The 21,811-nt window shown below is 62.4% G+C and carries 17 protein-coding genes; 8 read left to right on the top strand and 9 right to left on the bottom strand.

Going from position 1 to position 21,811, the window contains the following annotated elements:
* Positions 1-616: 616 nt before the first annotated feature.
* The 5 genes from EBB56_RS17045 (at position 617) to EBB56_RS17025 (ending at position 7,078) form a co-directional block, all read left to right on the top strand.
* The gene (locus tag EBB56_RS17045; protein ID WP_124804887.1) at positions 617-1,588 is read left to right on the top strand and encodes an NAD(P)-dependent alcohol dehydrogenase; all 972 of its coding nucleotides are present in this window, start codon (positions 617-619) and stop codon (positions 1,586-1,588) included.
* Between the two features lie 389 nt (positions 1,589-1,977).
* Positions 1,978-3,213, top strand: a complete 1,236-nt coding sequence (locus tag EBB56_RS17040) for a lyase (protein ID WP_221621204.1) — start codon at positions 1,978-1,980, stop codon at positions 3,211-3,213.
* 601 nt (positions 3,214-3,814) lie between these two features.
* Positions 3,815-4,354, top strand: a complete 540-nt coding sequence (locus EBB56_RS17035; protein ID WP_124804886.1) for a hypothetical protein — start codon at positions 3,815-3,817, stop codon at positions 4,352-4,354.
* Between the two features lie 2 nt (positions 4,355-4,356).
* Complete coding sequence (locus EBB56_RS17030) at positions 4,357-6,537, top strand: hypothetical protein (protein ID WP_124804885.1); 2,181 nt, start codon at positions 4,357-4,359, stop codon at positions 6,535-6,537.
* A 157-nt stretch (positions 6,538-6,694) separates the two neighbouring features.
* Positions 6,695-7,078 (top strand): hypothetical protein, encoded by a 384-nt coding sequence (locus EBB56_RS17025; protein WP_124804884.1) that lies wholly within the window; start codon positions 6,695-6,697, stop codon positions 7,076-7,078.
* A 65-nt stretch (positions 7,079-7,143) separates the two neighbouring features.
* On the opposite strand, the gene EBB56_RS17020 is transcribed toward EBB56_RS17025, so the two are convergent.
* Positions 7,144-8,067 (bottom strand): LysR family transcriptional regulator, encoded by a 924-nt coding sequence (locus EBB56_RS17020; RefSeq protein ID WP_185696464.1) that lies wholly within the window; start codon positions 8,065-8,067, stop codon positions 7,144-7,146.
* A 125-nt stretch (positions 8,068-8,192) separates the two neighbouring features.
* Here EBB56_RS17020 and EBB56_RS17015 point away from each other — a divergent pair, with 125 nt between their 5' ends.
* From EBB56_RS17015 to EBB56_RS17005, 3 genes are all read left to right on the top strand, one after another.
* Complete coding sequence (locus tag EBB56_RS17015) at positions 8,193-9,389, top strand: M20 aminoacylase family protein (RefSeq protein ID WP_124804882.1); 1,197 nt, start codon at positions 8,193-8,195, stop codon at positions 9,387-9,389.
* Positions 9,390-9,399: 10 nt separating this feature from the next.
* Positions 9,400-10,821, top strand: coding sequence for a YfcC family protein (locus EBB56_RS17010; protein WP_124804881.1), 1,422 nt, complete (start codon positions 9,400-9,402; stop codon positions 10,819-10,821).
* Positions 10,822-11,110: 289 nt separating this feature from the next.
* Positions 11,111-11,461 carry an antibiotic biosynthesis monooxygenase gene (locus EBB56_RS17005; RefSeq protein WP_124804880.1) on the top strand — a complete coding sequence of 117 codons (351 nt, stop codon included), beginning with the start codon at positions 11,111-11,113 and terminating at the stop codon, positions 11,459-11,461.
* Between the two features lie 170 nt (positions 11,462-11,631).
* On the opposite strand, the gene EBB56_RS17000 is transcribed toward EBB56_RS17005, so the two are convergent.
* The 8 genes from EBB56_RS17000 to EBB56_RS16965 form a co-directional block, all read right to left on the bottom strand.
* Positions 11,632-12,057, bottom strand: coding sequence for a putative zinc-binding protein (locus tag EBB56_RS17000; protein ID WP_124804879.1), 426 nt, complete (start codon positions 12,055-12,057; stop codon positions 11,632-11,634).
* A gap of 58 nt (positions 12,058-12,115) precedes the next feature.
* Positions 12,116-13,378: a gephyrin-like molybdotransferase Glp gene (glp, locus tag EBB56_RS16995; protein ID WP_108448826.1), complete on the bottom strand. Its 1,263-nt coding sequence runs from the start codon at positions 13,376-13,378 to the stop codon at positions 12,116-12,118.
* Complete coding sequence (gene moaB / locus EBB56_RS16990; RefSeq protein ID WP_108448825.1) at positions 13,375-13,986, bottom strand: molybdenum cofactor biosynthesis protein B; 612 nt, start codon at positions 13,984-13,986, stop codon at positions 13,375-13,377. Before moaB ends, glp begins: the two co-directional genes overlap by 4 nt.
* 173 nt (positions 13,987-14,159) lie before the next feature.
* On the bottom strand, positions 14,160-14,975 hold the full coding sequence (locus EBB56_RS16985; protein ID WP_108448824.1) for a peptidylprolyl isomerase: 816 nt from the start codon (positions 14,973-14,975) through the stop codon (positions 14,160-14,162).
* Between the two features lie 11 nt (positions 14,976-14,986).
* Positions 14,987-15,664, bottom strand: a complete 678-nt coding sequence (gene narI, locus EBB56_RS16980; RefSeq protein WP_108448823.1) for a respiratory nitrate reductase subunit gamma — start codon at positions 15,662-15,664, stop codon at positions 14,987-14,989.
* The gene (narJ, locus tag EBB56_RS16975; RefSeq protein WP_045994027.1) at positions 15,661-16,416 is read right to left on the bottom strand and encodes a nitrate reductase molybdenum cofactor assembly chaperone; all 756 of its coding nucleotides are present in this window, start codon (positions 16,414-16,416) and stop codon (positions 15,661-15,663) included. The genes narI and narJ overlap by 4 nt, the downstream gene beginning before the upstream one ends.
* Entirely contained in the window at positions 16,409-17,965 is a 1,557-nt protein-coding gene (narH, locus tag EBB56_RS16970; RefSeq protein ID WP_108133051.1) for a nitrate reductase subunit beta, read from the bottom strand. Before narH ends, narJ begins: the two co-directional genes overlap by 8 nt.
* A complete protein-coding gene (locus EBB56_RS16965) occupies positions 17,962-21,729 on the bottom strand; it encodes a nitrate reductase subunit alpha (protein ID WP_124804878.1) in 3,768 nt (1,255 codons plus the stop codon). Before EBB56_RS16965 ends, narH begins: the two co-directional genes overlap by 4 nt.
* Positions 21,730-21,811 lie beyond the last annotated feature (82 nt).

The following is a 21,811-nucleotide window of genomic DNA, read 5'->3' as shown; positions in this document are numbered from 1 at the left end:
CCAGGCCTAGAGAGACGTTGAACGCCAAGACGCCTCTGGAGGTATACGCGGAGGTTCTCCAGAAGTCAGTGCCCGGATCTCCGGCACTCCAATAGTGTTGCGCTTGTAGGTTGAGACCGCCCCACTTCTCTTACAACAAGATCCATAGCCAGGTCCGGAATAAGCTGGAGGCTCACGAAGATTGGCGGTACACCTACGCATTCGACCATTTTGACCCATACCCCGAGTGCCAAGATAAGCGGAGGGAATGTATTGACAGAATCAACGAAATGGAGAGGTGGTTGAACCAAATGGTTCAGGCGCTGGCGGATGGGTACGCATCTACGGAAGTACTAAATCCGTATACTGGCAGTGGCCATGTAAAAGCGGATGAAAGAGCGCGTCGTAAGGGCTTTCGAACAGATGAGGCGAAGCAGAAGCTTGAATCAGTGGTCAAGGCGGTTGAGAGCGTTCTGCTCGGTGACCGCTAACAAATCGTTGCAGCGGACGTTTGATCCGTCGCCCATTTTTTCTACCGCGAAAACGGTCGTCGCCTAGAACGCCGCTGAACTCAGGCGTTCGACGGACACGGGTGAGACGTTCCAAAGGGCCATAGACGACGATAGCAGGGCAGTGCATGAAAGCTTGGGTGTATCGTGAATACGGCGGGCCAGAGGTGGTCCACCTTGAGGAGGTCCCGACGCCGGTGCCGAAGGATGACGAGATGGTCATCAAGGTGCTCGCGACGACAGTCACGGTTGCCGATTGGCGCGCGCGTACGCTCGAGATGCCTAAGGGGTTTGGGGCGATCGGCCGGCTCATTTTCGGCCTACGCCGTCCGAGGAAAGCCATCTTGGGCGGTGAGTTCTCGGGCGTAGTGGCTCAAGTTGGCCGCTCGGTCACGCGATTCCGCGTGGACGACGCGGTGTTCGGGGCGAACGGCTGGCGGATGGGTTGCCACGCGCAGTTCGTTGTCTTCGGGGAGAACGAGCACCTCGCGCGGAAGCCGCAATATCTGTCGTTCGAGGAGGCCGCAGCACTCTCGTTCGGCGGCGCGACGGCGCTCCACTTCCTCGGCAAAGCCTCAGTTCAGCCAGGTGAGCGAGTCCTGGTCATTGGAGCCTCGGGTAGCGTGGGCACCGCGACCATCCAGCTCGCGAAGCATCTTGGCGCACACGTCACGGGCGTCACCAGCGGAGCGAACGCCGAGATTGTCCGGGCAATGGGCGCTGACGGGGTGATTGACTACAAACGCGAGGACCCATTGCAAATCACGGATGGGTACGATGTCATCGTCGACACTGTTGGGGATACCCCCATGTCCCGGTGCAGGCACGCGCTGCGGCGTGGCGGCCGGCTGCTCGCGGTCGCCGGTTCGCTCTCCACGATTGTTGGAGCCCCTATCGTCACCGCGCTCGGGACCAAGAAGCTGATCGCTGGCGTCGCGCCTGAGTCGCGTATGGTCGCGGAGCGGCTCGCCCAACTCGCAACAGAAGCCGTTCTCCGCCCTTTCATCGACGAGCGTTATGATTTCTCCCAGATGCGCGAGGCGCACGCACGCGTAGCATCTCGCCGCAAGCGAGGAAATGTTGTAGTACTCGTCCCTTAAGTGTCAGGTCCCGAATGATTGATCACGCACTTGGTGAATAGTTCAGGACGCCGGTTCTGCCAGTCTTTCATCGCAGGAATGGGGGCCTGGTACCACCCGTCGTGTCACTGCTTGTGACACCTATCCAGTGATTTCACCACTTGGGCTTTCGATGATGGCGCTGCAGTGTGGCGTCATCTTGCCTACGCTGGATAGGTATCGACGTCGGCGAAAGGCATGTGGCTCGCGACGTGGGTTGCTTGTCGCGATAGCACGGGGTTGGTGCCGACAGGTATCGATTTGTTGCGCTGGTGGCGGATAAAGCACCAGACCATCGGAGCCTGGCGATCAAAAGAAGCGGTCCACCAGAGTGCGCACTTTCGGTGCACTCAGGCTCGGAGAGGTGGCGTATGACCAGGCAGATGGGGGTTCAGGGGCTATGTCTCTCGATTTGGCTGCTCGCTGGTTCGTCGGTGGCACTGGGCGCCGGCCTGCCATCGGGGGAGGGCAGGGAGGCTGTCGAAGTGCAGTGCTCGGTGTGCCATCCGGTCAGTCGCATCAGCCAGAGCATTGGCTACAGCCGTGAGGGGTGGCTCGAGTTGATGGGCACCATGGTGGATCTCTCGAGTGATCCTGCCCGCCGCGGGGCTATCGCCGACTATCTGGCGGAGCACTTTCCTCCCAGTGAGCGACGGGCACCGACGTTGCTTGAGGGAGATACCGATATCGGCTTCCACGAATGGGTGGTGCCGACGCTCGGGCAACGCTCGCGGGATCCGGCCGAGGCGCCAGATGGCGGGATCTGGTGGGCGGGCCAATGGGGAAATCTGGTGGGGCGCATTGATCCCATGTCCGGTGAGATGCGCGAATACCCGCTGCCGCCCGGCAGCATGCCTCACTCGGTGACGCTGGATCGTGACGGTGGCGTGTGGTTTACCGGTAACAAGAACGGGACGCTGGGGCGTCTCGACCCGGCCAGTGGTGATATCGAGGTGGTCGACATGCCGGACCCCTCGGTGCGTGATCCCCACACGGCCGTGTTCGATGATGACGGCCTTCTCTGGTTTACGGCGCAGCACGCCAATCGCGTCGGACGCCTCGATCCGCAAACCGGTGAGGTCGAACTCGTTGCCATGCCTAGCTCGGGGGCACGTCCCTACGGCATCAAGATCGATGCAGAGGGCACACCCTGGGTGGCCTGCAATGGCAGCAACTGCCTGGTACGGGTCGATCCCGACACCATGGCGCTTACCGAAATCGAACTTCCCCGCCAGGCAACCACTGTGCGCAGGCTCGATATCGCCGATGACGGCATGATCTGGTACGTCAATTCGGGAAGGGGCCGGCTTGGGCGCTATGACCCCCGCAGCGGTGAGGTGCAGGAGTGGCCATCGCCAAGCGGCGAGAAGTCTCATCCCTACGCGATCGCGGTACTCGATGGCGTGGTCTGGTACAACGAATCCGGGATGCGCCCCGATGCTTTGGTGCGCTTTGATCCCGCCACCGAGACCTTCCAGAGCTGGGCGATCCCGTCTGGCGGTATTTACGCCGGTATTGTGCGGCATATGCGACCGACCCGGAATGGCGACCTGCTGATTCATCAGAGCGCCACCAATCGCATCATTCGTGTCGAGATCAATCGCTAAGGGCCACCGGTTGTTCTGGTGTCCGTAGGCCCCCTTCAGGCACCCCGTCGAGAAAGCCTCTCGGCGGGGTGCCTTCGTTTGTTGACCTGATGGCTGATTGAACATCGTCACATTGACGAAGACAGTCTATGCTTCAAAGACCAAGTTTACTTAGGAAGAGTGTCCTGCGGGGGTAGTCATTCTGATTGAATCCATCAGGAATACTTGGTAAGTACTTGATAAATTAGCCGAGATGTTTGGTGTCCTGTGGTCGTGGCCCTGGTGCCTTTTTAAGCACATTTTATTCAGGGCTGCGCCGCCAGAAGCGCTTTCCTTTCCGTGTCAGATGAAAGAGGTCAGCGCGGGGACGCTGTCGGGGCGCCTTGCCCGTTATCCAAAGCTCCGGTGTCCGAGCATGTTTCCCTCCTTCCTCGCATAGCACCAGATTCCGGTCGCCTGCCTCCTGTTTCGGTGGGCTGACGTCCCGGAAGTCGACTACCCCCGCGCGGTCATCAATTCGATGACCCGGGTAGCGTTATTTCTCGCCGAGCTTCTTGTTGACGACCTGTACTGCGCTGCCCTGCGAAGTTGCAAACGTCATTCAACGTCAAGGAGCCAACACATGAACACGTCAAAAGACCCCGATCCCTGCCCATGCCGCTCTCAGGTGGGGCTGGGCAAGGATCGGGCGGAAGAGCTCGTGGTGGCCAAGGTGCCCCAGGGCTTTGAGGCCAACATCAATGTGCGCCTCGTGCCTGGAGGAGACTTCGCGCTCCCCAAGCGTCCTCTGCGCTGCCGTCCTCGCAAGGGAGCGCCCCGTCGGGATGCCAAGCCGCTGGCGTTACCAGAGGAGGTGATGAAGAAACTCCAGGAGGCCGACAAGGTGATGATGGATTGGTTGGCCAAGGACGAGGCGAACGCGAGCCTATACATGGCGCGTCCTGTCGAGGCCTTGCTCAAGGCCGGTGTCAAATTGTCAAGGCAGGAGCTGAAGGCCGTCGAGCGGGCCCACGGGGAGGTCGAACAGACAGCAGTGGTAGGTCCCGGAGTGAAGGTGGCGGGTTTCAAGGCTGCGGCCTTCCCGCGTGGTCGTATCGGCGAGATCAAGCCGGGTGCGAAGCCGCAGGATGATGATGGCTTTGCTGTTCACAAGGAGGGCTAGTCATGGCACTGGATCGAACAGCCGGTTTTGACATGCTCGTTCAGATTTCCGAGAACGAACTCAACAATCAACTTGCCACGGCCTTCCTCGCCGGAGGGATCTTTCCACCCAGTATCAGCGTGCCAGTCAATGCAGGCGGTGTCAGCGGGAGCGCCGATCTGAATTTCGATACCCCCGTCGCCGACCTGGACCGCCCTCGGCCGAGAATGGGGCTGACCGTTCCCTTTTCCAATTCTCAGCTCCAGATCACCGCGCCCCTGGCGTTGACGGTCGCCCCGATCGGTGGCGCCATCACGGTGGTGGACAGTATCGCCATGGTGACCGAGGGCAGCAATCAATTCGCCACCATGGACTTCAATGCCGGTGCGCCCACGGTCAATGTGGCCTTCGATCCTGCGTCGGTGTCACTGCTTGAGCCGCTTCTGGATGTTGCGGGGCTGAGCCTCACGCAGGCGCAAAACATGATGGCGGGAGTCGTACTCGACCAGCTTCAGTCAAGCATCGGTCGAATCGATCTGACGCCAGCTATCCCGGTCGTCGACGATACGGATGCGACAACCGTCTTCGACATCGATGTCACCACCGTGAACGATACCACGGCGCTGGATCGTGATTGCCTTGCGTTCGGTGTGCGAATGTCCAGCGACGGCGGGGGGAATATCAATAACGTCACCTCCAGCTTGATCCCTGCCGGGAGCCAGTCGCTGGTGACGATGAGCAACTTCTGGTTGCTGGCCAGGGTAATGCGCCCACGTATCGCAAGCTCCATGGGCAGACCTGTCACCGATTTCGACACCCCCTTGAGGCTAAACCGCAGTATCCCCGCACCGGGTGGTCAGGGGACGCTTCGAAGTCTTGAGGCTCGCGTTGTCGCCAATCGCATTTCCGTCACGGGACGTGCCACCGACTCGGGTAGTGGTTGGTCGGCGGAGTCGAATTTCTCGTTCTTCATCGATATCGGTCTGGATGCTGGGGCGATCACGGTGACTGCCACCACGCCGGTGGTGGATACCGATGTGGACCTGGCCTGGTGGGTGTGGCTTGCCTCACTCGGTCTGGGAGGTCTGTTCGGCGGTATCGTCGGAGTCATCATTGCCGCCGTGGTGCTGGCGATTGTCGAGGCGGTGGCAGAAGGCATCGCCGATGGTCTGATTTCGGATGGAATCAGCGGGGCCATTGGTGGCCTGCCGGCGATCCCGCTCGGGCCCATCGGTGGTGGTCTGACGCTGTCCAGTATCGTCCTCGATGATCTGGAATTGCGCTCGAGCATCGTGCGGTCGGTCTCGGTGCCGGTAAAACACCAGGGCGGAAACGTCGGTCTCGGAGGGTTCTCGGTGGATCTGGACAGTGGCGCCCTCAGTGCGGGGGTGCGGCCCGGAACCGATCTCGCCTGGAATCCCGCAAGTGGCTTGAATGCCGTCGGTGGCAGTGGACTGACGGTGACGGGGACCTCCTTCGGCGCGCTGACACCGGTGCAGATATCGCGCCTGCCGCTGGCAACAAGCCAGATGTCTCTGGGCCTGATACCCCTCACGTGGCCACGATGGTTCCTGTTCATGCCTCACCATGAGGTGGTCTTCGGGATGCGCACGTCCGAAGGGCGCCTGGCCAAGTTACGTGCCTGGCGCCAGATCGATCAGCAGGGTGCACTGCATCTGGACTGGATCACCTTCGACACCCCGACGCCATCGCTGGATATTGCGGCACGATGGAGCGTGACAGAGCGCGGAGAGGTGACGCACTACGTGGCGAAGGACTGTTCTCGTTGTCGTTCCAGCCCGGTGCGATGGTCCGGTGTATTTGAAGCCTGGCCCAGGCTCACCGCCTTCCCGGTGGACTACGAGTGGTGCTTGTGTGGGCAGACCCTGGAACAGGGCGATGGCAAGGTGAAGAGCGCGGCAGGCATCATTACCTATCGACTGGAGGGACGACGCCTCAAGGTCGCGACCGAAATGGGCCAGTCGTTCAAGTGCGAGCTGTGTGTCAGCGCCATCGATGCCCGTGGCCTGGAGCTCTACACCTGTATTCAGCTCAATCAGCCCGGTATAGAGCGGCGCTGCCGTCCGTGCAAACCGACTCGCAAGGATGTGTCGGTCAATCTGTTGCCGGTGGCCGCTGAGCTTGCCTACTGGCGACCCTTGCTGCCGCGGGAGCCGCTGGTCGAGGTAGATCCGATCGGCTAGGCTCGAGCCCACAAGAAACGCAAGAAAGTAGAAGGAAAAGAGATGGCAGGAGGGGCCGGTACCCGAGCAGGGTTCCGGCCCTTTTTTTATGGACGCGGGTCAGCATGGCAGCAAATGGGGCCTTGTATCCTGGTATTTTGCCGTCATGGGGTGTGTCATGAGGTATGGCGTCCGTTGTCTATTCCTGATGCTGGCCCTGTCATCAGGGGTCGCCGCGGCCACTGATGACCCCTGGACCAGCGAGATCAACGAAGGGGCGGTGGGTTCGGGCTTTGACGATCCTTTTACGGAAGATATCAACGAAGCGGCGGTAGCAAGCGGGTTCGATGATCCCTTCACTGACGACGTGAATGAAGGTGTGATCGGCTCGGACATCGATGATCCGTTTACCGACGATATCAATGAAGGCGCAGTCGGATCAGGACGCGACGATCCTTTTACCCCGAGTATCAATGAAGGCGCGGTAGGCTCGGGGTTTGATGATCCGTTTACCAATGCAATTAACGAGGGGCGGGTAGACTCGGGCGTCGGCTCCCCCTGATCGCTCGTTGGTCGTACGTAGATGCTCCGAATCGAACAATTGAAGTTCTTCCATGCCTGCTGGCGCTATGTGAGAGTGCTGTGGCTGTCGACCTTTTGGTCGTCCCAGTCGAGCCTCTCTGCAAGGCCGATCAAGCGTTCGACGGCGGGCAGACGATGGTCGGGATGCCACACCAGCATCAGGCAAAGCTCGGTCGTGAGGTCCTCAAGCCTGAAGCTCACGATATCTTCCGGTGCATCAGTCATGGCCAGGGAGGGGAGTAGCGTACACCCCATCTGGGCTGACACAAGACATCGCATCGTGGTGTTGTCACTGCACTCCTGCACAATCTTGGGCTCAAAGCCTGCGGCGTCAAAGGCACGCTGAAGCTGGTCATAGCTACTGGGCGTCGAGCCCCGCTTGAACCAGATAAAGTCCTCGTCACTGATATCGGAAAGCCGGGTCGGTGGGTGGGAGGCCAATGGAGAGTGCCTGCTGACTGCCAGCACCATATGATCCCGATACAGGCATAGACTTCTCAGCAGCGGCTGACTTTGTGGATGAAAGAACATGATTCCGGCATCCATTTCGGCCGCTAGCAGCGCTTGCTCCTGATGGCCTGACAGCATGGATTCGATCGATACATCGGTGTCTGGAAAGGTGTTCTTGAACGCGAGCAATAGATTGGTGATGTTGGATATCCATGGATGCAGGGGGGTAAGGCCAAGCTTGAGGCTGTCACGGTGACCATGCTGGATATCGCGTGCGATTTTTTTTGCCTCGGAATACTCTGCCGCCATTTGCTTCATGGCATCATAAAAAGCTTCACCCGAGGAGGTCAGTACGATACCTCGATTTGAACGAAGTAATAATGTGGCACCTACTTCCTCTTCCAGCAGTTTGAGCTGGCGTGTCAGGGCTGGCTGAGCCACCGGTATTGCTCGCGCAGCAGCCGAAATGGATTTTCTCTCGGCCACTTCGATAAAATAGGTTATCCGTTTGAAATCCATGGGCTTTCCTGGGTACGTTCGGCCGGTATCGAAAAATAGCATGGCAGCCATACAAAAACAATATTTTCCGAGGATGCCATTTTTTCCTTATAAGGTGGCGACGTTCAAGTTTTTCAAGGCTGGATATGTCCAATAATAAATTTGATTCTTTTATTTCCAAAAATACCGAACACTTTAAAGCATTTCGTCGCTGCCTTCATATGTACCCAGAACTTGGATTTGAAGAGCATGAGACTTCCCATCGGATTGTCCAGGAACTGTATCGCCTGGGAATCGAATACACGACCGGTATTGCAAGAACCGGAATCGTCGCGACCATCAGGGGAAATCGCAGGGACTCTGGACGGCGCGTAGGCCTCAGGGCTGACATGGATGCCTTGCCCATGCAGGAAATGTCGGGCTTGCCCCACGCTTCCCGCAATCCTGGAAAGATGCATGCTTGTGGCCACGACGGTCATACCACCATTCTGCTCGGCGTCGCCGCCTGGCTTTCGGAAAATCGGGATTTCTCCGGGACCATTCACCTCATCTTCCAGCCCGCGGAAGAGGGGGTAGGCGGCGCTATGGGCATGATCGACGACGGGCTGTTCGACAGCTTTCCTGTGGACGAAATTTTCGCTTTGCACAACTGGCCGGCTCTGCCCACTGGCATGGTTGGGGTCCGGCCCGGAGCGATCATGGCGGCGACGGATAAAATCAGAATAGCGGTACGTGGCAAAGGCGGCCATGGGGGCGTCAATCCCCACCGCGCCATCGATCCTGTGCTGATGTCCGGCGCTCTGTTGCAAGCCTTGCACACCGTCGTGTCGCGTGATGTTGATCCTCTCGAATCCGGTGTCATCAGTCTGTGTGGTATCGAGGGCGGGTCCCTCGACGGGTTTGCCATCATTCCCGATGAGGTCAAGATCAGCGGCACGGTGAGAAGTCTCGAAGAGCATGTTCGTAGTTCCATAGAGAGCTCCATGCTGCGTATCTGTCGCGGGATTGGTCAGACGTTCGGTGGTGAAGTATCACTGGACTATGAACGCCTCTTCCCGGTGACCCGCAATGCGAAGGATTCCGCCGAACTGGTCGCGTCCTCGGTGGTGGCCCTGTGGGGCCATGACAGACTGGCTGAAGAGGTAGCGCCCAGCATGGGGGCCGAAGACTTCTCCTTTATGCTTGATCGATGCCCAGGAGCTTACTTCTTTCTCGGATCCGGCAAGGACGAGGGCTCTTTTCCGCTGCATAGTGCCTACTACGACTTCAATGACGAAATCATTCCGCTCGGGATTGAGTTGATGGTAAAGATTGCGCTCGATTCTCTTGATGACAAGGCGTGAGAGGTTTTATATGAATAACAATACAAGCACGGTTCTAGAAAATAAAAAGTGGTATGAAAAAATACCGGACCCGATGGTGCTAATATTTTTTATATTGCTGGTCTCCTATGCCATTACCTGGTTTGTGCCCTCTGGTACATTCGACAGAGTTGAGGTGAATGGCAGGGAAGCTGTCGTGCCGGGATCTTTCGAGTTGGTGAATAGTCCTGCCTTGTCGCCCATGGACATCTTCTTTGCCATCCCTCAAGGCATGGTGTCCGCGGCCAGTGTTATCTTCATCGTCTTTATCGCCGGTGGGCTTTTCCGACTGCTTTCGGTGACCGGAGCCCTGGATAACGCCGTGGGGTGTCTGGTGGCGAAGATCGGAAGTGAGCGACAGACCCTGACGGTCTGGGCCATGACATTTATCTTCGGCATGCTGGGAGTGGCTGTTGGCTACGAAGGCAATATTGCGTTGATTCCCCTGGCGGTCTTCGTTGGCCTCGCCTTGAAGGGAGATCTGATCGTGGGGCTCAGCATTGCGATAGGAGGTATTGGTTTCGGTTTTGCGACGTCACCGGTCAATCCCTATACCGTCGGGGTGTCACAGGCGATTGCCGAACTTCCGCTGTTTTCGGGAATCGCCCTCAGGTCAGCCATGGGGATAGTGATTCTGTGTGTGGTGGCGCACCACACGTCACGGTATCTCAAGAAGATCCAGAGGAATCCGGAGAAGAGCCTGGTCAAAGGTATTTCCACGGCAGGCATGTCGCTGGACAAGCCCCTTGGTGAGTACCGGATGGCCAGACAGGATCTGGTGGTGGTGGCGGTCTTCCTGACGGGATTGGCGTCGATCCTTTACGGTGTCTTTTCGCTTGGCTGGTACATCAACGAAATCTCCGGGGTATTTCTGGCGATCGCCGTCGTCTGCGGTGTCTTGACGCGCATGAGCGCCAGCGACATCGTCGGCCATCTGCTCAAGGGAGCTGCCTCGGTGACCTCTGGCGCTCTGATTATCGGGGTGGCCCGGGCCATCCAGATTCTGCTGGAGCAGGGGCAGGTCACGGATACCATCATTCATTATCTGGCGGTTCCTCTGTCCGACCTTCCCGTTGCGCTGTCGACCATCATCATGACGCTGGTCCACGGGCTGATAAATGTCTTCATTCCGTCGGGTAGTGGTCAGGCGGTGGCGACGATGCCCATCATGATTCCCTTGTCCGACCTCATCGGCATGACCCGTCAGACATCGATACTTGCCTTCCAGATTGGCGATGGCTTTACCAACATGGTGTCTCCCACCTCGGGGGGAACGCTCGCCATGCTGGCCTTGGCGGGTGTGCCCTATGACCGCTGGGTGCGTTATGCCCTCCCTCTGATCATCAAGTGCTTTCTGGTAAGTTGGGTGTTCCTGATGATCGCGGTCTTCATTTCCTGGGGTGCCCATTTGTAGGCTGCCATCAAAGACCGCCGAGGAGGCGTCGATCCTGCCTGCGTCTCCTCACCTTGTGGGCACTGGCTGTTCAAGCCGGTGCCCATCTCGGTTGGATGCACCGGTCGCGATATGGCCTTGGTCAGCGCATGAGTGGCAGATGGACGTAGGTGGTCGGATGTCGGGCGTTGGAGGTTCGACCACCGCAGTGGCCATGAGCCTGGCTTTGAGGGACAGCGTCTGGCAAGCTTCAGCGGCTTTTCCGTCTCGACAAATCGAGACTTCTCCCATCGCTAACAAGGCCCGCCCGATGAATCCTCTCGCCACCACACCGACACCGCCGTACTACGCGGTGATCTTCACCTCCACGAGAACGCCGGGGGATGACGGCTACGGCGAGATGGCCGAGCGCATGGTCGAACTGGCGGCACAGCAGCCGGGGTTTCTGGGGGTGGAGTCGGCGCGCTCGCCGGGTGAATATGCCGCCGGCATCACGGTGTCCTACTGGTCTGACCTGGCATCGATCCGCGCCTGGAAGGCCAATCTGGATCATCGCGAGGCCCAGGCCAGGGGCCGCGAGCGCTGGTATGCAAGCTATCGCGTCAGGGTAGCACTGGTGGAGCGGGAGTATGGCCTCGACGAGACAGCGGGTATGAGCTGAGCAGCGACGCCTCCGTCATGACGCACCGCTAATATGACATGGCCAATAACAAGGCCCCGCCGGGGAGCTGCTGCACTGCAGCCCGGCGGGGCCTTGTCGTTCTTGCATATTGCTCGCACGCGCCACGCCACTTTCACCCGACGGGGCTGGCGTTATCGCGTCGCCCTTGCTCAGTGGCGGGCGGTGAGTCTGACAGGGGAGTCGCCCTGGTCGAGGGTCGCATCGCCGCAGGCGAGTGCGTCGACGACGGGAATGAGCTGTGTGATGACGGCTTCCACGCAATCGTCATCGTAGCGGCGGCCACGTCGCTTCTTGAAGCCCTGCTCGTACAGTCGCAGATGATGGGTGGCGCTGACGCCGGCCTTGTCCAGGCAGTGGGCGGTGCAGTGCATCTGGCAGCCGTCCAGCGCCACGATCGGCCGCCCGGATTGGGCCTTGCGCACCAGCCCTGGCACGCCGCCACCAACGCCCGAGATGCACGACATCTCGGCGATGCCGCGATGGTCGAGCGCAACAGCAACGCTGTTGGCGAGCTGGGCCACGTCTGAGCAGCCGGAGCAGGCGTAGACCAGGGGAAGGGGTGAGGGGGTGGCCATGGTGGGCTCTCCTTGTCGGAACATTCTGGGGTGTGCTGTCGGTGTTCAGGTCGTCGCACTAGCGGGCGAACTGGCTTAGCGGCAGGTAGGGATAGCGCTGGCCGGGCACCACCTGCTGGCCAGGGGGGACCTGGAGGTAGCCGTCGGCTTGTGCCGCACTCTTGAGCATATTGGAGCCCTGGTCGCCGGCGATCCTGGCCACCGGGGCAATGTCGCTGTGATCCAGGCGGACGCGCAGCCACTGGGTGCGGGTGCGGTTGGCGCGGTAGGTGAAGCCTGCATGCACTGCAAAGCTCGCCAGCGGGGCGATGGTTCGACCCTGTCGGCGATGCAGTACCGCCAGGCCCAGCAGGTGCCAGGCGACCAGGGCAGCGGTGGGGTTGCCGGGAAGTCCCAGCAACGGGGTGCCGGTGGACGGGGACTGGCCGATGTAGCCCAGGGTGAAGGGCTTGCCGGGCTTCATCGCCACGCCGCTGAGGCAGATGCCGCCAAGGCGCTCGAGACAGGGCCTGACGTGGTCTTCCTCACCCACCGAGACGCCGCCGGTACAGACGATCAGATCGGCCTGGCGGGCGGCGAAGGTCAGCGCTTCTTCGAGTGCCGTGGCGCTGTCGCTGATGTTGCCAAGGTCGACAAGCTCGGCGTTGTGATCCTGCAGCAGGGCGTGCAGCATGCCGGCGTTCGAGTTGTAGATCTGGCCCGGGGCTAGCGGTTTGCCGGGCGTGACCAGCTCCGAGCCGGTACTGATGACGGCGACGCGCACCCGACGCCGGCAGGGCACCTCGGTGATGCCCTGGGCCGCCAGCAGCGCCAGGCGGATGGCATCGAGGGGCTCACCTGGCTCGAGCAGAGCCGCTCCCTGGGTGAGCTCTTCGCCGCGTCGCCGGATATGGTCTCCCAGGTGCAAGTCAGTGGGAAAGTGGATCTGGCCGGCGTCGTCGATCCGTACCTGTTCCTGGGGCACCACCACGTCGGCACCGCGGGGAATCGGTGCGCCGGTGAAGATGCGCGCACAGCCGTCGAAGGGCAGGGTGATCGGGGCGGCGCCGGCGGGCACCCGGGCCACCACCGGCAGGGCAAGCCGGTGCTTGAGGTCGGCCAGACGCAGGGCGTAGCCGTCCATGGCGCTGTTGTCGATGCCGGGAACGTCGTGCAGCGCCTTGAGCGGCGCGGCCAGGATGCGGCCACGGGCGTGGGTCGTTCTCAGCGTCTCGGTGTCCTCCAGCGGGCGGGTCAAGGCGATGACCTGCTCGCGGGCCTGCCAGGGATCGATCAGGGTGTGGCCCCTGGTCGGTGTGTCACAGCCGCAGGTCTCGCTCATGGGGTGACCTCCAGGGCTTCGTGTCGAGCCGTCGTCCCGGTGACGGAAGCGACGTGGTGATCCGCGCTGCGGCTGGTGCAGCGCTGGCTGTCCTTCACCACCATGGCGACGAAGTTGCAGGGCCGGGTGCGGGCGTCGAGCTGGGCTGCAAGAATGTCGTCCCAGGCCATGGCGCAGGCCTTGGGCGAGCCGGGCATGGAGAACACCAGGGTGCGATCGATCACCCCGGCCACAGCGCGGGACTGGATGGTGGAGGTGCCGATGGCCTCGAAGGAACGCAGACGAAACAGCTCGCCGTAGCCTTCGACGACCTTGTCGAACAGTACCGTCAGTGCCTCCGGGGTGTTGTCACGGGCGGTGAAGCCGGTGCCGCCGTTGACCAGCACTACCTGGATGTCGGAACGGATCACCCAGGCGCTGACCTGGGCGCGAATGCGATAGATGTCGTCGGGGACCAGGGCGCGCTCGGTCAGGCGGTGTCCGGCGCCGGCTAACCGGTCCGCCAGCAGGTTGCCGCTGCCGTCCTCGTCCAGGCCTCGGGTATCGGACACGGTGAGGATGGCGATATCCAGCGGGGTGAACACAGCGCACGTGGACGTATGAGACATGCAAGGACTCCGGTGGAGAGAACGTGAAGGGAGCCCGCCGGACCCTGAGGTCTGGCGGGGGTGTCAGGTGGGAGGGAAGGGGGAGTCGGCACGCGTCATTCGCTAGTGGCGCCTGGTCGGCGCTCTGTCTGTGCTCTTTCAACGCCCTTGATGGCGACCTTTCAGCGCCCTCGTCAGCGCATCAGGGGACCGTCGACGTCATCGTCGGCCAGGGTGAAACCCTCGACGCCGATCTCGCTTTCCAGCGCCAGCAGGTAGTGGCGCAGGGCGACGCGTGTGGCCTGTTCGGTCAGCTCGTGGGCGACCCTGTCCTTGACCTCGGCGTAGGGCAGTGGCTGGCGCTCCAGACGGGCGTCGATGACGACCACGTGCCAACCGTAGCGTGACGGCAGCGGACGCTCGTGCAGGCCTTCGGGCAGGGGTTCCAGCGCGCGGTCGAGCTCGCTGACGGTCTGGCCGCGGCTGACCCAGCCAAGGCTCCCGCCTTCGTCCTTCGATGGGCACTGCGAAAACCGCTGAGCCATCTCGTCGAAGCGTTCGGGATGCTGCTTGAGGGTGTCGATCAGCCCTTCGGCCTTCTTGAACTGCTCGTCGCGGGCGTCCAGGTCGTCGGGGGCCGCCGCCAGCAGGATATGCCGGACCTTGAGACGAGTGGGCTCGCAGAAGCGTTCGGGGTGAGCCGCGTGAAAGCGCACGCAGGCCTCTTCATCGGGCGGGGGGACTTGCAGTTCCTGATCCAGCATCACGGCGATCGCACGTTCGTCGGGCTCGTGCAACGAGCCCGTCTCGATGCCCAGGATCTCGGCGCGCTGGCGCAAGAGTTCCTGGATGACCAGGGCGCGGGCCGCCGCCTTGGCGGCGGCCTCGCGATCCGTTGACGGATGGAACTGCATCTCCCCGGCGATGGCTTCCTCGCCGATCACGCTGTCACCAACACGAATGCTGGGAACCGTTGTGTGCGGCAGGGTTTCCACGGGGATGGTTTGCATGACATGCCTCCTCAGGCACGGCGCCGGACGATCTGGTAGCGACGGCCCAAGTAACCCAGGGGAGCGCTCCAGGCGTGAACCAGACGAGTGAACGGGAACACCAGCACGATGGTCAGACCGACCAGAATGTGCAGGTGGTAGATAAAGCCAATGCCTTCGAGGTGGGTGGCGGCGCCGCCCTGGAAGAAGACGATGGCCTGGGCCCATTCGGCAAGCTTGATCATCACGCCGCCGTCCAGGTGATGCAGGGCGGCGGGAATGGTCAGCAGGCCCAGGGTGACCTGAACCACCAGCAGCACGATGATCAGGTTGTCCATGAAGCTGGAGGACGCCTTGACCCGTGGGTCGGTGAAGCGGCGATGCAGCAGCATGGCGCCACCGATCAGACAGGCGATACCGGCAACGCCACCGACCAGGATGGCGAACACCTGCTTGGTGCCGGCGCTGATGAAGGGGGCGTAGACCCAATGCGGTGTCAGCAGGCCGACCAGGTGACCGAAGAAGATCACCAGGATGCCGACGTGGAACAGCGGACTGGCCAGGCGCATGCGCCTGGACGACAGCATCTGGCTCGAGCCGGTCTTCCAGGTGTATTGGCCGTGGTCGAAGCGCAACAGGCTACCGATCAGGAAGACGCTGCCCGCCAGGTAGGGATAGAGGCCGAACAGCAGGGTGTGCAGGTAGTTCATGACAGACCTCCAGTGGGTCGAGAGGGCATGGCATCGGGGAGGCGAACGGTGTCGGGCTGGATACTGCCCCGGCGTTCGGCGAGGCGCTTGCCCTCGGCGGAGGTCAGCGCGCAGTCCTGGTCGGATTCGGCCGAGAAACGCACGGCCTCCTCCTCCCACACGGCGTCGAGGGCGGCAGGGGTGTTGTCGGCCGGTTCTTCCTTGACCGCCTCGCGGTGGAGGTCCACCTGATCCTCGGCGCCGATCAGCGACAGCAGGGTCAGGGTCACCAGCGCCTGGTCGCACTGCTTGGCCTCCAGGCGGGCGGTGATGAGCGCCAGGATATGGCTGACGTCACCGATCCAGCGGGCGACCTCGTCGCCCTCGCGAGTGGAGAGGAACTCCAGCAGCAGCGGCAGGTGGTCGGGCAGCTCGCGGCTGTCGAGGGCAAAGCCGGCGTCCTCGTACTCGCCGAGCAGGTCGACCATGGCCTGGCCACGGTCGCGGGACTCGCCATGGACGTGCTCGAACAGCAGAAGCGAGGTGGCGCGGCCACGATCGAACTGGGCGACGTAGGCCGCCTGAACGTCCAGCAGGCGGGCATCCGCCAGGCGATCACACCAGTCGAGCAGTGCCTGCCGGGGGGCTCCCCCCGGCAGTGGCATGGCGGCGATCGCCGCCTTGACCTCGGCAAGCCCCTCGATCAGTTCCCGGTCGGGATAGTCGAGCAGCCGGGCCAGGGCGCGCAGACCCTGGGCGAGTGGATTAGTCATGCTCGACCTCCGGATGGCTGGGGTCGTACTGCTCGACGTTGACCAGGGTGGTGGTCTGCTTGCGTCCACCGAACAGGCTGGTCTTGTCGCTGCCACCCTGGCAGCCGTTGCCGAAGGTGAAGCCGCAGCCGCCACGCTCCGGGAAGGCCTCGCGAGCCTGCTCGCGGTGGCTGGTCGGGATGACGAAGCGGTCCTCGTAGTTGGCGATGGCCAGGTAGCGGTACATCTCCTCGACCTGGGCCTCGCTCAGCTCGACCTCGTCGAGCACGTCGTGGCGCAACTCGCCGTCCACGTGCTTGCCGCGCATGTACTCACGCATCGCCATCATGCGCTTGAGCGCGCGAACCACCGGCGCCTCGTCACCGGCGGTGAGCATGTTGGCCAGGTACTTCACCGGGATACGCAGTGATTCGACCTTGGGCAGCACGCCGTCGGTTTCCACGTGGCCACCGTCCACCGCCGACTGGATCGGCGACAGCGGCGGCACGTACCAGACCATCGGCAGGGTGCGGTACTCCGGGTGCAGCGGCAGCGCCAGCTGCCAGTCCATGGCCATCTTGTAGACCGGGGACTCCTGGGCCGCCTTGATCACGTTGTCATCGATGCCGTCACGCTTGGCCTGGGCGATGACCTCGGGATCATTGGGGTCGAGGAAGATCTCGCACTGGCGCTTGTACAGGTCGCGCTCGTCCTGGGAGGCGGCGACCTCTTCGATGCGATCGGCGTCGTAGAGCAGCACGCCAAGGTAGCGGATGCGACCGACGCAGGTCTCGGAGCACACCGTCGGCTGGCCCGACTCGATACGCGGGTAGCAGAAGATGCACTTCTCGGACTTGCCGGACTTCCAGTTGTAGTAGATCTTCTTGTACGGACAGCCGGACACGCACATCCGCCAGCCGCGGCACTTGTCCTGGTCGATCAGGACGATGCCATCCTCTTCACGCTTGTAGATCGCACCGCTCGGGCAGCTGGCCACACAGGCCGGGTTGAGGCAGTGCTCGCACAGGCGCGGCAGGTACATCATGAAGGTGTTTTCGAACTGGCCGTAGATGTCCGCCTGGATCTTGTCGAAGTTGGCGTCCTTGCGGCGCTTGGCGAACTCGGTGCCGAGAATCTCTTCCCAGTTCGGGCCCCACTCGATCTTCTCCATGCGCTGACCGGAGATCAGCGAACGGGGGCGCGCCACCGGCTGGTGGCGGCCCTTCTTGGCCTGGTGCAGGTGCTGGTAGTCGAAGGTGAACGGCTCGTAGTAGTCGTCGATCTCCGGCAGGTCGGGGTTGGCGAAGATGTTCGCCAGCACCCGCCACTTGCCGCCGATGCGCGGCTCGATGGTGCCATCCTCGCGCCTCAGCCAGCCGCCTTTCCAGCGCGCCTGGTTCTCCCACTCCTTGGGATAGCCGATGCCCGGCTTGGTCTCGACGTTGTTGAACCAGGCGTACTCGACGCCTTCACGACTGGTCCAGACGTTCTTGCAGGTCACCGAACAGGTGTGACAGCCGATGCACTTGTCGAGGTTGAGCACCATGCCCACTTGGGAACGGATCTTCATTTCACTGCCTCCTGGGCGCTGTCCTGTCCTTCGCCGTCCAACCAGTTGACGTGCTTCATCTTGCGCACCATGACGAACTCATCGCGGTTGGAGCCGACGGTGCCGTAGTAGTTGAAGCCGTAGGAGAGCTGTCCGTAGCCGCCGATCATGTGGGTCGGCTTGGGGCAGACGCGGGTGACAGAGTTGTGGATACCGCCGCGGGTACCGGTGACCTCGGAGCCGGGCACGTTCACGATGCGCTCCTGGGCGTGGTACATCATCGCCATGCCGGTCTTGACCCGCTGACTGACCACCGCGCGGGCGGCGATGGCGCCGTTGGCGTTGTACAGCTCGATCCAGTCGTTGTCCTCGACACCGATGGCGACCGCGTCCTCCTCGGACAGCCAGACGATGGGGCCGCCACGCGACAGGGTCAGCATCAACAGGTTGTCGGAGTAGGTGGAGTGGATGCCCCACTTCTGGTGCGGGGTGATCCAGTTCAGCGCGATCTCCGGGTTACCGTTGGGCCGCGGCATCGCCATGGCCTTGGTGGCCTTGGTGTCGATGGGCGGACGGTAGACCAGCAGGCTCTCGCCGAAGTCACGCATCCAGGCGTGATCCTGGTAGAACTGCTGGCGGCCGCTGACGGTACGCCAGGGAATCAGCTCGTGGACGTTGGTGTAGCCGGCGTTGTAGGACACGTGCTCGTCCTCCAGGCCAGACCAGGTCGGGCTGGAGATGATCTTGCGCGGCTGGGCCACCACGTCGCGGAAGCGGATCTTCTCCTCTTCCTTGGGAATCGCCAGGTGGGTGTGGTCGCGTCCGGTGATCTTCGACAGCGCGTCCCAGGCCTTCACCGCCACCTGACCGTTGGTCTCCGGTGCCAGCGCCAGGATCATCTCGGCGGCGTCGATGGCGCTTTCGAGTCTTGGCTGACCCTTGGCCGGACCCTCGAGCTTGACGTGGTTGAGGCCACGCAACAGCTCGACTTCCTTGTCGGTGTTCCAGCCGATGCCCTTGCCACCGTTGCCGATGCTCTCGAGCAGCGGGCCCACCGAGGTGAAGCGCTCGTAGGTCTCGGGGTAGTTGCGCTTGACCTCGATCAGGCTCGGCATGGTCTTGCCGGGGATCGGCTCGCACTCACCGCGCTTCCAGTCGAGCACTTCGGGCTGGGCCAGCTCGCCGGGGCTGTCATGCTGCAGCGGCAAGGTGACCAGGTCGGTTTCCTCGCCCAGGTGGCCGGGACAGACCTGGGAGAACCTCTTGGCGATGCCCTTGTAGATGTCCCAGTCGCTGCGCGCTTCCCAGGCCGGATCGGTGGCGGCGGTCAGCGGGTGGATGAAGGGGTGCATGTCCGAGGTGTTGAGATCGTCCTTCTCGTACCAGGTCGCGGTGGGCAGCACCACGTCGGAGTACAGGCAGGTGGTCGACATGCGGAAGTCCAGGGTGGTGAACAGGTCCACCTTGCCCTCGGGGGCCTCGTCGTGCCAGGTGACTTCCCGGGGCATGGCGCCGCCGGATTCGCCCAGGTCCTTGCCCTGCAGCCCATGGCGGGTGCCCAGCAGGTACTTGAGCATGTACTCGTGACCCTTGCCCGAGGAGCCCAGCAGGTTGGAGCGCCACACGAACATGTTGCGGGGGAAGTTCTGGGGGTTGTCCGGGTCCTCGGCGGCGAAGCCAAGACGGCCCTGCTTGAGCTGGCTGACCACGTAGTCGGCGGTGGTCATGCCGGCCTCGGCAGCGGGGCCGGCCAGGCGCAGCGGGTTGATCCCGAGCTGCGGCGCCGACGGCAGCCAGCCCATACGCTCGGCGCGCACGTTGAAGTCGATCAGGCTGCCGTCGTACTTGTCGGCCTTGGCCAGCGGCGACAGCAGTTCCTTGACCTCGAGCTTCTCGTAGCGCCACTGGCTCGAGTGGTTGTAGAAGAACGAGGTGCCGTTCATGTGGCGCGGCGGACGCTGCCAGTCCAGGCCGAAGGCCAGCGGGGTCCAGCCGGTCTGGGGACGCAGCTTTTCCTGGCCCACGTAGTGGGACCAGCCGCCGCCGGACTGACCGATACAGCCGCACAGCACCAGCATGTTGATCAGGCCACGGTAGTTCATGTCCATGTGGTACCAGTGGTTCATCCCGGCACCGACGATGATCATGGACCGACCCTGGGTCTTGTCGGCGTTGTGGGCGAACTCGCGGGCGATGCGGATGCACTGGTTGGCGGGTACGCCGGTGATCTTTTCCTGCCACGCCGGGGTGTAGGGGCGCAGCTGGTCCAGTGTGGTGGCGCCGTCGTCCTCGCCCTCGCCGCCGAGGCCACGGTCGATACCGTAGTTGGCGCACATCAGGTCGAACACGGTGACCGCCAGCACTTCCTTGCCATCGGCCAGGGTCAGCTTCTTGGCCGGCAGGCAGTGGTGCAGCACCTCGTTGCCTTCGACGTGGTCGAAGTGCTCGTGGGCGATGCCACCGAAATAGGGGAAGGCCACCTTGGCGACGCTGTCGTGGGCGTCGGCCAGCGACAGTCGCAGGTCGATCTCCTGGCCGTCGGCGTCCAGTGACTCAAGGCTCCACTTGCCCTTTTCGTCGTCGCCGTTCTCGCCCCAGCGGAAGCCGATGGAACCGCGCGGCACCACCAGCTGGTCACGCGTCTCGTCCCAGGCGACGGTCTTCCACTCGGGGTTGTTGTCCTGGCCGAGCGAGGCGTCGAAGTCGGCCGCACGCAGCTGCTTGCCCGGGGCGTAGGTGCCGTCCTCGCGGGGCTCCAGCGCCACCAGGAAGGGCATGTCGGTGTAGCGCTTGACGTAGTCGGTGAAGTAGACGCTGGGCGAGGCGAGGTGGAATTCCTTCAGGATGACGTGGCCCATGGCCATGGCCAGGGCGGCGTCGGTGCCCTGCTTGGCGGACAGCCATTCGTCGGTGAGCTTCGAGACCTCGGCGTAGTCCGGGGTGATCGATACCGTCTTGGTGCCCTTGTAGCGTACCTCGGTGAAGAAGTGGGCGTCCGGGGTACGTGTCTGCGGCACGTTGGAGCCCCAGGCGATGATGTAGCCGGAGTTGTACCAGTCGGCGGATTCCGGCACGTCGGTCTGCTCGCCCCAGGTCTGGGGGGAGGCCGGCGGCAGGTCGCAGTACCAGTCATAGAACGACAGGCAGACGCCACCGATCAGCGACAGGTAGCGGGCGCCGGCGGCGTAGGAGACCATCGACATGGCAGGGATCGGCGAGAAGCCGATGATGCGGTCGGGACCGTAGGTCTGGGCGGTGTAGACGTTGGCCGCCGCGATCAGGGTCTGCGCCTCGTCCCAGTCGGCGCGGACGAAGCCGCCCATGCCGCGGGCACGCTTGTACTGATTGGCCAGGACCGGGTCCTCGACGATGGAGGCCCAGGCATCCACCGGGTCGGCGTGCTTGTCCAGCGCGCGTCGCCACAGGCTGACCAGCTCCTGGCGAATCAGCGGGTACTTGAGGCGGTTGGCACTGTACAGGTACCAGGAGTAGCTGGCGCCACGTGGGCAACCGCGGGGCTCGTGGTTGGGCAGATCGGCGCGGGTGCGCGGATAGTCGGTCTGCTGGGTTTCCCAGGTGACCAGGCCATTCTTGACGTAGATCTTCCAGCTGCACGAGCCGGTGCAGTTCACCCCGTGGGTGGAGCGCACGATCTTGTCGTGCTGCCAGCGGGCGCGATAGCCGTCTTCCCAGTCACGTGTCTCTTCGCGGGTTTCGCCGTGTCCGTTGGCGAATTCCGGAGGACGTTTGGTCAGGTATCTCAGGCGATCGAGAAAATGACTCATGGAGGTCTCCTCAAAGGCCCCCCGAAGGGGGCCTGGCTAGACGGTCCTTGTGGACTCGAATGTCACGGTCTTGACGGGAACG

The sequence above is a fragment of the Halomonas sp. YLB-10 genome (assembly GCF_003856855.1).
Classification (GTDB): Bacteria; Pseudomonadota; Gammaproteobacteria; order Pseudomonadales; family Halomonadaceae; genus Halomonas; species Halomonas litopenaei.
The sequence above is the reverse complement of the archived record's forward strand: the minus strand, read 5'-3'. Positions and strand labels throughout refer to the sequence as shown.